The 12870-nt window shown below is 67.9% G+C and carries 10 protein-coding genes and 1 pseudogene; 7 read left to right on the top strand and 4 right to left on the bottom strand.

All coding sequences use genetic code 11. The features are described from left to right. Positions 1-92: 92 nt before the first annotated feature. Both E1956_RS06130 and E1956_RS06125 read right to left on the bottom strand, forming a co-directional pair. Positions 93-680 (bottom strand): YceI family protein, encoded by a 588-nt coding sequence (locus E1956_RS06130; protein WP_028223063.1) that lies wholly within the window; start codon positions 678-680, stop codon positions 93-95. Positions 681-763: 83 nt separating this feature from the next. Next, on the bottom strand, positions 764-1327 hold the full coding sequence (locus E1956_RS06125; protein ID WP_197732818.1) for a cytochrome b: 564 nt from the start codon (positions 1325-1327) through the stop codon (positions 764-766). Positions 1328-1433: 106 nt separating this feature from the next. On the opposite strand from E1956_RS06125, the gene E1956_RS06120 reads away from it, so the two are divergent. Beyond that, a complete protein-coding gene (locus E1956_RS06120) occupies positions 1434-2351 on the top strand; it encodes a LysR family transcriptional regulator (RefSeq protein ID WP_134747829.1) in 918 nt (305 codons plus the stop codon). A 413-nt stretch (positions 2352-2764) separates the two neighbouring features. Continuing rightward, complete coding sequence (locus E1956_RS06115; RefSeq protein ID WP_134747828.1) at positions 2765-3139, top strand: hypothetical protein; 375 nt, start codon at positions 2765-2767, stop codon at positions 3137-3139. A 108-nt stretch (positions 3140-3247) separates the two neighbouring features. Here the strand turns inward: E1956_RS06115 and E1956_RS06110 are convergent. Beyond that, positions 3248-3865 (bottom strand): annotated as a pseudogene (locus E1956_RS06110) (ParB-like protein); the annotation flags it as partial. Positions 3866-4223: 358 nt separating this feature from the next. Between E1956_RS06110 and E1956_RS06105 the strand changes: the two are divergent. Further along, positions 4224-5036: a mechanosensitive ion channel family protein gene (locus E1956_RS06105; RefSeq protein WP_134747826.1), complete on the top strand. Its 813-nt coding sequence runs from the start codon at positions 4224-4226 to the stop codon at positions 5034-5036. Positions 5037-5193: 157 nt separating this feature from the next. Here E1956_RS06105 and E1956_RS06100 read toward each other — a convergent pair whose 3' ends face one another. Then, a complete protein-coding gene (locus E1956_RS06100; RefSeq protein WP_134747825.1) occupies positions 5194-5886 on the bottom strand; it encodes a DedA family protein in 693 nt (230 codons plus the stop codon). Between the two features lie 354 nt (positions 5887-6240). Here E1956_RS06100 and mutL point away from each other — a divergent pair, with 354 nt between their 5' ends. The 4 genes from mutL to xylB all read left to right on the top strand — a co-directional run bounded on the left by mutL (position 6241) and on the right by xylB (position 12781). After that, positions 6241-8373 carry a DNA mismatch repair endonuclease MutL gene (mutL, locus tag E1956_RS06095; protein ID WP_134750389.1) on the top strand — a complete coding sequence of 711 codons (2133 nt, stop codon included), beginning with the start codon at positions 6241-6243 and terminating at the stop codon, positions 8371-8373. Positions 8374-8380: 7 nt separating this feature from the next. Continuing rightward, on the top strand, positions 8381-9370 hold the full coding sequence (miaA, locus tag E1956_RS06090) for a tRNA (adenosine(37)-N6)-dimethylallyltransferase MiaA (protein ID WP_134747824.1): 990 nt from the start codon (positions 8381-8383) through the stop codon (positions 9368-9370). Positions 9371-9729: 359 nt separating this feature from the next. Continuing rightward, a complete protein-coding gene (dalD, locus tag E1956_RS06085; RefSeq protein WP_134747823.1) occupies positions 9730-11136 on the top strand; it encodes a D-arabinitol 4-dehydrogenase in 1407 nt (468 codons plus the stop codon). Between the two features lie 163 nt (positions 11137-11299). Beyond that, positions 11300-12781 carry a xylulokinase gene (xylB, locus tag E1956_RS06080; RefSeq protein ID WP_134747822.1) on the top strand — a complete coding sequence of 494 codons (1482 nt, stop codon included), beginning with the start codon at positions 11300-11302 and terminating at the stop codon, positions 12779-12781. The last annotated feature ends 89 nt before the right edge of the window (positions 12782-12870 follow it).

The following is a 12870-nucleotide window of genomic DNA, read 5'->3' as shown; positions in this document are numbered from 1 at the left end:
ATGCGAGTAAAACGGCGAAATGAAATGCGGCGAATAATTTGACGCGCAAAGCGGCAACTCAAACGCCGCATGAAACGATTAACCAGCGCGCGTCAGTGCGCGGCGGTCACGATGTGAAACTTGATCTGCACGTCGTCGGCGACGATCGACGTGTCCTTCCACTCGCCCGAGCCAATGCCGTAGGCGAGGCGCTTGATGGGCAGCGCGCCGTCGAACACCTGGTTGGCGCCGTCCTTGTGGTACTGCACCGGCACGACGACGTCGGTCGTCTTGCCCTTGATCGTGAGCTTGCCCGCGACCGAATACGCGCCGTTCGCGCCCGCCTTGATCTGCGTGGAGACAAAGGTGGCGTGCGGGAAGTGCCCGGCGTCGAACCATTCGTCGCCGGCCACTTCCTTGTTGTAGTCGGGCGCGCCGAGATCGAAGCTCGCCACCTCGACGTCGAGCTTTGCGCTCGATCCCGCGGCGTTGGCCGGGTCGAAATGCACGTCGGCGTTAAAGCGGTTGAAGCGCCCTTCCACCGGCACGTTCATCTGCTTGAACACGGCCGAGACGGAGCTCTTCGCGGCTTCGGCCGCGGCGTCCGCGTTCATGGCGAAAGAGGCGGTGAACGCCGCGCCGGCGGCAAGCGCCGCGCCGAGCGCGACAACGGAAACTTTGGAGGCAAGACGTTGGATCATGAGCAATCGGTTCGCTGTGAGCGGTAAAAGGACGACGAAGCCGGGCGCGCACCGCTTCAAGTGCACGCCGCTGCACGCCGGGCTCAGTCGCGCGGCGTGCCGAACGGCAGCATCCGCGCAAGAATGTTCTGGCGATCGAGCCACTGGTGCTTCACGACCGCAAGCACGTGCAGCACGACCACGGCGAGCAGCGTGTAGTTGAGCGAGATGTGGACGAGCCGCAGCACGCCCTTGAGCGCCGTGTCGGGGCCGATGATCGTGGGCAGCGGCCAGATACCGAGGTATACGACCTGGATGCCCGCCGCGGAGCTATAGAAATAGCCGGTCACGGGAATCGCGACCATCAGCAGGTACAGCGCGAAATGGCCCGCGTGCGCGGCGGCGCGCTCCCAGCCGGCCATGTTGCCCGGCAGCGCTGGCGAAGCGTGGGTGGCGCGCCACAGGATGCGCACCAGCACGAGCGCGAGCACCGTCACGCCAATCCACTTGTGCCACGAGAAGTAGCGCAGCTTGGTGGGCGTGATGCCGGGGATGTCGGTCATGATCCAGCCGAGCGCAAAACCCCAGACGATCAGCGCGGCGATCAGCCAGTGCAGCAGCATGGCGACGCCGCTGTAGCGGCCGGTGGGCTTGACGGAACGATTCATCGACATGGACATCCTCAACAGGGAACGCGCACTTTAACCCGGCGTCAGCTATTCAAACAATCGTCTAAAATGGATCATTACCATCCATTTTTTCGATAGGTCGATCATGGACCGCTCGCCGAGTCTCGAACAGCTGCGCGCGCTGATTGCCGTGGCGGAAACCGGCAGCTTCTCGGCGGCGGCGCGTCAGCTCGATCGCGCGCAATCGGTGGTGAGCTACACGATCGCCAACCTGGAGGCGCTGCTCGGCGTCGCCCTCTTCGAGCGCGGCAAGCGCAAGCCCGAGCTCACGGCCGCGGGGCGCGCGATTCTTGCCGATGCGCGCCGTCTCGATCTGCTGATGGGTCAGCTTAACGCCAAGGCAGCCGGCCTGCAGCGCGGGCTCGAAGGCGAGGTCTCGGTCGCCGTGGACGTGATGTTTCCGTCCCAGCGGCTCGTGGAGGCGCTGCAGGCGTTCGCGCTGGCCTTTCCGACCGTGGCCCTGAACCTCACCATGGAGGCGCTTGGCGGCGTGCTCAAGCTCGTGCTCGACGGCGACTGCGCAATCGGCATCAGCGGGCCGAACCAGAACTGGCCGCACGTGATCGAGGCGCGCGCGATCGGCAGCGTCGAGCTCGTGCTGGTGGCGGCGCCGAGTCATCCGCTCGCGCTGGCCGCGCAGCCCGTGCGCATCTCCGACGCGCGCGAGCACACCCAGCTCGTGCTGACCGACCGCAGCCGGCTCACCCTCGGCCAGACCTTCGGCGTGTACAGCAACCGCGCATGGAAGCTGGGCGACCTGGGCGCGAAGCACCGCCTGCTGCTCGCGGGGCTCGGCTGGGGCTCGATGCCGCATCATCTCGTCGAAGCCGATCTCGAAGCCGGGCGCCTCGTGCGCATCGCGCTCGCCGACCGCGGCCTCGTGAACTACAACATCACGCTGATCCACCGCACGGACGCCGCAACGGGCCCCGCGTGCCAGTGGCTCTGCCACTACCTCGCGAGCGGCACGCCGCCTCTCGCGATGCTGGCCGACGCGTTCTGAACGCCTGCCGAATCCGCAGCGGGCGCGATGCAAGCGCAAGCGGCACGCATCGCTGCCCAGGCGTTGCGCCGCAACTTTTGCGCCCAGTTGCGTCGATACAACCCTCGCGCCGCCGCCTGACAATGCTTCACAAATCCGCCTGAACCGCGCCACACGGCGCGCTCGCGCCAATGCGCGCCGCGAGGCGCGCTGCAACTCGCGTGAGGCCCATTTTTCGAGAAACGTCGTCGTGCCATGATCGCGCCGCGATGGCGACCGATTTGCGGTCGATCCGCGACCGACTTGCAGCCGATTCACGAACGATCCGCGATTAGCGCGCAAACCGCACGGCGCGGGCCGCCTGCCCGGCACGCGCTGCGCCGCTTGTACGCACTGCCTCGGCCGCCTTTTTTGTGCGTTGTCCGATACGTCTCATGTACACCTTCGTCTGCTGCCTGCTTTCCAATCTCGCGCTGCTCGCCGCCGTGCAACTGACGTGCGGAATCGTGCGCGCGATGCGCCCCGATCTGCGCGTGCACGGCACGCGCGTGTATATCGGCGTGATCGCGCTTGCGTTCGTATTCGACGCCGCGCTCACTTTCCTCGTGTTCGCCGATGCGGGCGGCCCCTGGCGCAACCACAAGCCGGCCGATACGTTCCTTGCGCGCGCGAGCGCGTACCTGCTCGCGGCCGTGCTGGCCATCGCGCTCGCGCGCCTCGGATACCGGCGCAGCGCACGCCCCGCGACGCAGCCCGACGGGCTCGAGATCAAGACGTCGCCATACACCAAGTCGACGCTGCCGATGTGAGCACGCCCTGGCGCACTCACCCGCCGCTCACGCTTTCTTCTTGCCCTTGCCGGATCCGGCGGCTGCAGAAGGTGCGGCAGGCGCAGCGGGCGTCGCGCCCGCGGGCGGCACGACCCCGGACCAGCCAGGCAAGTAGCGCGCATCGGCGTCGTGCGCATGCGCGAGTGCATCGGTGAGCGCCTTGTCGAAGTTCTTCTGCATGCTCGCGGAACTCACCTTCTGGCGCAAATAGTCGGCCCAGAGAAATTCGCTGAAGGGCGTCGTGTCCTTTGCATACCCGCCCGCCACGCGCAGTTCGCCCGCGAGGCTGCGATACGGGTCGTCGGTCAGACCGGAAAGCTGCTTGGGCAGCGCCGCATAGTCACAGCGTTGCCCTTGCGCATCGAACGGATGCACCCACTGGTTGTGCTCCATCATGCGCCAGAAGATCGTGGGATCGAGCCACGAGAGGTCCTTGATGACCGTGACCCGCGCGCTCGGCACGCCTTCGTGGAGCCATGCGAGCCCGAGATGGTGATGATCGACCACGAAGTAGCGTTGCTTCGGGCCGAGCACGGCCGGGAACCAGTGGTTGTCGATGGCCGCGGCGCGGCCTTTCTTGTCGAGCGTCTTCCAGTGCTCGCGCTTGGCGTTGACCTCGCGAAAGCCGACCGTGATCTGCGTCGGGCGCAGTTCCTCGAGATTCACGGTGATGAGATGGAGATCAGTATTGTTCGACAGGATCATGAAGCTTTCCTCGATGGTGTCTTGGTGATGTTTTGACTGTGGCAATGCCGCACGCGCAACGATACCGCCTAACCTTCATGCATTGAGCATGAAATGAGCCGCGCGCGGGCCCGCTTTGCGCACAAGCTGCGTGGGGTCAACCCCCAGGCGAGCGGGCACGTTCGTTGCACGCTCGCGCCGCTTGGCCTATAAATGCACCAGCGAGCACGCGACGGTGCGCCAGTATCCACAATGGCCCGTCTTACGCCCGCCAGCTTTGCCCCCGGTTGCACAGTCGTCCCGCGTCGTCGCATCACCCGCAGTTCCTTGCAGTTCGCGCGTCTTATCCGGCTCAATCACCGTATCAAGCGAGGGCATCTTGGATCTCGAAACTGTTCGCTCATTCATCATGACCCGAGGCATCGACTTCGGGACCAAGGTCGTGGCGGCGATCGTCCTGTGGATCGTCGGGCGCTGGGTCATCAATCTCATCGCCGGCTTGCTGCGCAAGGTGCTCTCACGCAACCAGCGTGTCGATCCCACACTCGCGCACTACCTGAGCTCCATCCTCTCCGGCGTCCTGAACCTGCTGCTGGTGCTCGCCATTCTCCAGGTGTTCGGCGTGCAGACCACCTCGTTCGCGGCGCTGCTCGCGGGCCTCGGTCTCGCCATCGGCACGGCCTGGGGCGGCCTGCTCGCGCACTTCGCGGCCGGCGTCTTCATGCAGGTGCTGCGGCCGTTCAAGGTGGGCGACTTCGTGACGGCGGGCGGCGTGACGGGCACCGTGAAGGAGCTCGGCATCTTCGGCACGACCATCATTTCGCCGGACAACGTCGTGAACATCGTCGGCAACAACAAGATCTTTTCGGACACCATCTCGAACTTCAGCGCGACGCCCGTGCGCCGCGTCGAGCTGACCGCGAAGATCGCCAACGGCGTCGATCCCGTCGATGCGGCCAACCGGCTGCGCGCCGTGCTCGCGAACATCCCGAACGTCGCGCAGGATCCCGCGCCCGACGTCGAGGTGCTGTCGTTCACGCCCGAAGGACCGCTCCTCTGCGTGCGCCCCTACACGAACAACGATCACTACTGGCAGGTGTACTTCGACACTAATCGCGCGATCGTCGAGACCTTCAGGGACGCCGGCTTCCCGACGCCGGAAACGCCGTCCATCATTCGCCGTGTCGGTTAGGGCCTGTTCGCGCCAATAACCGGCCCCAAGCGCGCCGCGCAAAAACAAACGGCATCGTCCTCGCGGGCGATGCCGTTTTTCATTTCGAGCCGGCCAGGCCACCGTCGCGTGCGAACCGCTCGCACGCACGCGCCTGGTCGCGCTCAGCGGTATTGAGTTAGTTGCGGTTGCCGTTCGGGCCGCGCACGGTGCTGCCGTTCGTGTTCTTGCGCGTCATCTTCCAGAGCCCGCCGATGAGCACCGGCACGATCGCCGCGCCAATGCCCACGAGCACGATCACGTTGAGGTACTGGCGAATGAATGGGATGTTGCCGAAGAAGAAGCCGAGCAGCACGAGCAGCAGCACCCAGAACAGCGCGCCCGCGATATTGAAGAGCTGGAAGCGTTGCATGCTCATCTGCGAGACGCCCGCGACGAACGGCGCGAAGGTGCGCACGACCGGAATGAAGCGCGCGAGCACGATGGTCTTGCCGCCGTGGCGTTCGTAGAAGTCGTGGGTCTTTTGCAGTGCCGCGCGGTCGAGGAAGCGTTCGAGCACGGGGATGCGCGTATTGAACACCTTCGGGCCGATGGCGCGGCCAATCAGATAGTTGACGGTATTGCCCGTGACGGCCGCCACGATCAGCAGGATCAGCAGCAGGCCGAGGTTCATCTCGTGCGTGGCCGCGAACGCGCCGCCGATGAACAACAGCGAATCGCCGGGCAGGAATGGCAGCACCACGAGCCCGGTTTCGCAGAACACGATCAGGAACAGGACCGCATAAACCCAGGCACCGTACTGGTGGATGAAGACTCCGAGAAACTTGTCGATGTGCAAGACAAGATTGGCAAACTGCAGCAGCGTATCCAAAAGTATCCCTTATCGGTCGTGGCCCGCTCGCCCCGTTCGGGACATGCCCGTGTGGGACATGCCCGTATGGGACGCGCGCGGCCGGTGTTGCGCGAGAAGCAAAATTGACCGCGCCATGATACCGAAAGTGCCCGTCGTCACGAAAAATTCGCTCGAAAATCGGCAAAAATCCGCCGAATGCGCACCGAAAGCGCCTCGAACGTCGGCAAAACCGGGGACGCAAGCGCGCGCCAGGGCAGCCCGCGCCGACTCGCTATAATTGCGCGCATGTCTTCGAATTCCGACCTTGCCGGCGCCGGTGCCCCCCCCGAGCGCACGCCCGACTCTGCCGACAGCGCAGCCGCTAACGCAACCATGGCACCCACGGCGACCGCCGCGGACCCGGCGCACGCCTCGCGCGCCGCGCAGCCCGCGCGCGCGATCCAGGCGCTGCCCGACCAGCTGATCAGCCAGATCGCCGCGGGCGAAGTGGTCGAGCGCCCCGCCTCGGTCGTGAAGGAGCTGCTCGAAAACGCGCTCGACGCGGGCGCGAGCACGCTGCGCATCCTGCTCGACGAAGGCGGCGTGAAGCGCATCTCGATCACCGACGACGGCTGTGGCGTCCCCGAAGCCGAGTTGCCGCTCGCGCTCAAGCGCCACGCAACCAGCAAGATCCGCTCGCTCGCGGAACTCGAAAGCGTCGCCACCCTCGGGTTCCGCGGCGAGGCGCTGGCCTCGATCGCCTCGGTCGCCGAGATGTCGATCACGAGCCGCCCGGCCAGCGCCGCGCACGCCGTGAAGATCGACGCGCATACGGGCGCGCTCTCGCCCGCCGCGGGCGGCCAGGGCACCACCATCGAAGTGCGCGAGCTGTACTTCAACACGCCCGCGCGCCGCAAGTTCCTGAAGAGCGAGCAGACCGAGCTCGGCCACTGCCTCGAGATGATCCGCCGCAGCGCGCTTGCGCGGCCCGACGTGGCGATCTCGGTGCTGCACAACGGCCGCGCCATCGAGCACTGGAACGCGAGCGATCCGGCCACGCGCGTCTCGAAGATACTCGGCGAGACCTTCGCCACCGCGCATCTGCCGCTCGAAGAGCGCGCAGGGCCGCTCGCCGTCTACGGCTGCGCGGGCCTGCCCACGGCGAGCCGCAACCGCGCCGACCAGCAGTACTTCTTCGTGAACGGCCGCTTCGTGCGCGACAAGCTGCTCACGCACGCCGTGCGCGCCGCCTATGAAGACGTGCTGCACGGCGACCGCTATCCGTCGTATGTGCTGTTTCTCGACCTGCCGCCCGAGGCCGTCGACGTGAACGTGCATCCGTCGAAGATCGAGGTGCGCTTTCGCGACTCGCGCTCGATTCACCAGTTCGTGTTCCATGCCGTGCAGCGCGCGCTCGCCCGCCATGCGGGGGCATCGCCCGAGACCACCTCGGGCGGCCACGCCGCGCTGATCGAGCCGCGGCCCGCGCCGGGTGCCGGCGTGCTAGGCGCGTCCGCCGGGTTGGCTGCGGGCGTTACGGGTAGCGCCAGCGTCGCCGGTACGTCGCCCGCGGGCTTCAACCCGCCGGGCAAATTCGGCACCGCCAGCGTCGCCAGCAGCTTCGGCGGCGCGGGAGGCGGCTTCTCCGGCGGCGCGGGGGGCCGTGCGTCGGGGTTCGGATCGAGCGGCTCGGCAGGATCCGGCGGCTTGGGCGGCGGTGGCAGCGGTGGCGGCAACACCTGGCTGCGCCAGTCGCGCATGACGCAAGGCAGCCTGCCCGTCGCGCAGCCGCTCGCGCTCTATGACGCCCTGTTCGGCCGCAAGGACGTAGGCGCCGGCACCGCGCAAGGCGCGACCGTGCCGCAAGCCGAAGACGCGCTCGCACGAGAAGGCGCGTCCTTTGACACGCAGGCGCCCCAGCCCGCCTTCGACGCCCGCGACGACCATCCGCTCGGCTTCGCGCTCGGCCAGGTGCACGGCATCTACGTGCTCGCGCAGAATGCGCGCGGCCTCGTGATCGTCGACATGCACGCCGCGCACGAACGAATCCTCTACGAGCAGTTCAAAGACGCGCTCGCCGAGCGCTCGCTGGCGGTCCAGCCGCTCCTGATCCCCGTCTCGATGACGGCCGATCCCGTGGAAACCGGCACCGTCGAGGAAGAAAAGGCCACGCTCGAAGCGCTCGGCTTCGATCTCGCGGTGCTGTCGCCCACTTCGATTGCGATCCGCGCGGTGCCCGCGCTGCTCAAGGACGCCGATCTCCAGGCGCTCGCGCGCGCCGTGCTCGCCGACCTGCACGCCTATGGCGGCTCGCGCGTGCTGACCGAGCGCCAGCACGAGATGCTCGGCACGCTCGCCTGCCATCACGCGGTGCGCGCGAACCGGCGCCTCACGCTCGACGAGATGAACGCGCTGCTGCGCCAGATGGAAGCGACCGAGCGCGCCGACCAGTGCAATCACGGCCGGCCCACGTGGTATCAGCTCACGCTCGCCGACCTCGACCGGCTCTTCATGCGCGGCCAGTGAAGCAGTCATGAAGCCAGACAACGAAGCATTGCCCATCGCGTGCCTGCTCGGGCCCACGGCGTCGGGCAAGACGGCGGCCGCGCTCGCGTATGCGGCCGAACAGGCCTCTGCCACACCCGGGCGCGCGGTCGAGATCGTCAGTGTCGATTCGGCGCTCGTCTATCGCGGCATGGATATCGGCACGGCCAAGCCCAGCGCCGCGGAGCGCGCGGCGGCCGCGCATCATCTGATCGACATCGTCGACCCCGCCGAGGCCTACTCCGCCGCGAACTTTCGCGCCGACGCCCTGCGCGTGACCGGCGAGATCCTCGCGCGCGGCAACGTGCCCTTGCTCGTGGGCGGCACGATGCTCTACTACAAGGCGCTCACCCAGGGGCTCAACGACCTGCCCGGCGCGGACCCCACCGTGCGCGCGCAGCTCGACGCCGAAGCCGCGCGCGACGGCTGGCCCGCGCTCCATGCGCGCCTGGCACAAGTCGATCCGCCCACGGCCGCGCGCCTCGCGCCAAACGACTCGCAGCGCATCCAGCGCGCGCTCGAAATCTTCATGCTCTCGGGCCAGCCGATGTCGGCGCTGCTCGCCGCGCCCCGCCCGGATTCCACGCAAGATGAAGCGGCGCGCTACCGTTTCGTGCCCATCGCGCTCGAGCCGTCGGATCGCGGCGTGCTGCACCAACGCATCGAGCAGCGCTTCGACGCCATGCTCGCCGCCGGTTTCCTCGATGAAGTGAAAACGCTACGCGCGCGCGGCGACCTCGATCCGAACCTGCCGTCGATGCGCTGCGTCGGCTATCGCCAGGCCTGGGAATACCTCGACGGCGCCATCGATTACGCCACCATGCGCGACAAGGGCGTGTTCGCCACGCGCCAGCTCTGCAAGCGCCAGCTCACCTGGCTGCGCGCGATGCCCGAGCGCATCGTCGTCGATTGCTGCGCGGCCGACGCGACCGCGCAGGCCGTCGCCGCCATCTCGGCAGTGACCAGCACGCAAGGCTGAGGTTCTCGCGCCGCCGGCATTGCCGCCGGCGCGCGAGCCTGCTCCCGCACCCAAGCCGCACGCGCTACCCGCGCGCGTTGCCCCGTCTGCCCTCCTGTACGCCGCCGCGCCCTCATTGGTGCGCCACGGCATCGCCGCCGTGTGTCCGCCCAGCGCGCCCTTGCGCGCGCTCACGCACGGCGAAGCCATCGCGACGCGTCACCAAAAACCTGCCGAAGCTGTCTTGACTTTCGCGCCGCCGAATACGATCATTCGTTCATCAATTGAGCAATTGCTCAAAATCCAGTACGCCCGAATTCATCGAGCAGCGCACAGACGCGCACGCCAAGCGCGCATGGCCGCCCCATCAGGAGACAGACATGGACAGCGAACGCAGCAACGCGAACGTGATCCTGCACATCGGCGCCGGGTCGTTTCACCGGGCGCATCAGGCGTGGTATCTGCATCGCGCGAATCTCGCGCGCAAGCCGGACGAGCCGGCATGGTCGCTCACCGTCGGCAACATCCGCCCGGACATGAACGCGGTCATGGACGCGCTCGCCGCGCAGCATGGCGCCTACACGCTCGAAACGGTCACGCCGCAGGGCGAGCGCGCCTACGAAACGATCCGCTCGATCACGCGCGTGCTGCCGTGGTCCGCCGACCTCGCGGCGCTGATCGAAGCCGGCGCCGATCCGGCCTGCAAGATCATCGCGTTCACAGTGACCGAAGGCGGCTATTACCTCGACGAGCACGACCGGCTCGATACCGCGAATCCCGACATCGCCGCCGACCTCAACGGTGCGCGCACCACGATCTACGGCGCACTCGCCGCAATACTCGAAGTGCGCATGGCGCGCGGCGGCGGTCCCGTCACGCTCCAGACCTGCGACAACCTGCGCAGCAACGGCAAGCGCTTTCACGCGGGCATGCGCGAATTCCTCGCACTCCGCGGCGCGACGGCACTGCGCGACTGGTTCGATGCCCACACCGCCTGCCCCGACTCGATGGTCGACCGCATCACGCCGCGCCCGACGCCCGACGTGCGCGAGCGCGTAAAGGCCGCAACCGGTGTCGACGATGCCTGCCCCGTGATGGGCGAGGCGTTCATCCAGTGGGTGATCGAGGATCACTTCTGCGCGGGGCGTCCCGCATGGGAGCGCGCGGGCGCGGAGATGGTCGAATCGGTGATGCCGTACGAAGAGGCCAAGATCCGCATCCTCAACGCGACCCATAGCTGCATTGCGTGGGCGGGCACGCTGGTCGGGCTCGACTACATCCACGAAGGGACGAACGACGCTGACATCCGCAGCTTCGCGCGCGAGTACGTGAGCGAGGACGTGATCCCGTGCCTCACGCCGAGCCCGCTCGATCTCGCAAAATACCGCGACGTCGTGCTCGAGCGCTTCAGCAATCCGTACATCCAGGATACGAATCAGCGCGTCGCCGCCGACGGCTTTTCGAAGATCCCCGGCTTCATCGCGCCGACCCTCGCGCAGCGCATCGCTGCCGGCGCCGCGCCGGCCGCCACGGCCGTCCTGCCTGCGCTGTTCCTGCGCTTCCTGCAACGCTGGAGTAAGGGCACGCTGCCGTTCCAGTATCAGGACGGCGTCATGGACGAGGCCGCCGTGCGCCGCCTCTTCGAAGCCCCCGATCCGCTCGCCGCGTTTTGCGCCGACAAGCTGCTCTGGGGGAGCCTCGCGGGCAGCACGCCGCTCTCAAGCGCCCTGCGCGACGCGCTCGCGCGCGTGGATGCATGGCTCGCGAAGCGCGGCTGCAGCGTCTGAATACGCATCGCGCGGCGTTCGCGTTGCGTGTTTACCAGCTTCCCATTTCATACGCTCGCGATGCCGTGCTGCGTGCGCCGCGTCCCTGGGTCGGCGCCCATGGCGCAGCCCGGCGCGCGCGGCTAAAGTAGCGCCTCAACCCTAACGAATTTCGCGCGCGCCCATGTATCTCGGCATCGACCTCGGCACCTCCGAAGTAAAAGTCCTGCTGCTCGCCCCCGACGGTCGCGCCATCGGCACCGCCGGCTCGCCGTTCACGGTCTCGCGCCCCCAGCCGCGCTGGGCCGAACAGGATCCCGCCGACTGGTGGGACGGCACGCGCCGCGCGCTCGCCGCGCTGCGCGAGAAGCATCCGCATGAATTCGCCCAGGTGCGCGGCATCGGCCTCTCGGGGCAGATGCACGGCGCCGTGCTGCTCGATGAGCACGACACCGTGCTGCGCCCCGCGATCCTCTGGAACGACATGCGCGCCGTCGACGAATGCGCCGAGCTCACCGCGCGCGCGCCGCAACTGCATCGCGTGGCCGGCAATCTGGCGATGCCGGGTTTCACCGCGCCCAAGCTGCTGTGGGTCGCGCGCCACGAGCCCGCCCTCTTTCGCAAGACCGCCTGCGTGCTGCTGCCCAAGGACTGGCTGCGCCTGAAGCTCACGGGCGGCAAGGTCTCCGATCCGTCCGACGCGGCGGGAACGCTGTGGCTCGATGTCGCCAGACGCGACTGGTCCGATGCGCTCCTCGACGCCTGCAACATGACGCGCGCGCAGATGCCCGCGCTCGCCGAAGGTAGCGCGCCTTCGGGCACGCTGCTGCCCGCGGTCGCGCGCGAGTTCGGCCTGCGCGAGGACGTGGTGGTCGCGGCGGGCGGCGGCGACAACGCCACGAGCGCGATCGGCATCGGCGCCGTGCAGCCCGGCGACGGCTTCGTCTCGCTCGGCACCTCGGGCGTGCTGTGCGTGATCGGCGACCGCTTCCGGCCGAATCCGGCCTCGGCCGTGCACGCGTTTTGCCATGCGATTCCCGAGCGCTGGCATCAGATGAGCGTCGTGCTCTCGGCGGCGAGTTGCCTGCGCTGGGTCTGCAAGCTCACCGGCACCGACGAGCCCACGCTGCTCGCCGAAGTCGAACGCCTCGCGCCACAAACGCTCGCGCAGGCGCCGCTCTTTTTGCCCTACCTCTCGGGCGAGCGCACGCCGCACAACGACCCCTATGCGCAGGGCGTGTTCTTCGGCATGACCCACGCGACCGACCGCGCGCTGCTCGGCTACGCCGTGCTCGAAGGCGTGACGCTCGCGCTCACCGACGGCCTCGACGCCCTGCGCGCGGCGGGCACCGAAGTCGGCCCGCTCTCGATGCTCGGCGGCGGCGCGCGCAGCGTGTATTGGGCGCAGCTCGCGGCCGATGCGTTCGACACGCCCACGCGCCAGCACGGCGGCGGCGAGACGGGCGCGGCGCTCGGCGCAGCGCGCCTCGGCTGGCTCGCGGCCGGCGGCGCGTTCGACGAGGTGCTGACGAAGGCGCCCGTTGCCGCCGAATACACACCCGATGCCGCGCGCCACGCCGCGCTGCGCGAGCGGCTCGAAGCCTATCGCTCGCTCTACCGGCACGTGCGGCCGCTGTTCGATCCCGCGCGCGAAAGACTCGCTTAAGCACGGCAGAGGGTTTCCAGTACACTCGCTCGAACAAGGCAAACGTAAGCAACCAGGCCATCCCGCTCACGCAGTCGCACTGCAGCCCG

The organism is Paraburkholderia pallida (assembly GCF_004524855.1).
GTDB lineage: Bacteria > Pseudomonadota > Gammaproteobacteria > Burkholderiales > Burkholderiaceae > Paraburkholderia > Paraburkholderia oxyphila.
Note: the sequence above shows the minus strand (reverse complement) of the source record. Positions and strands in the feature narration are given on the sequence as shown.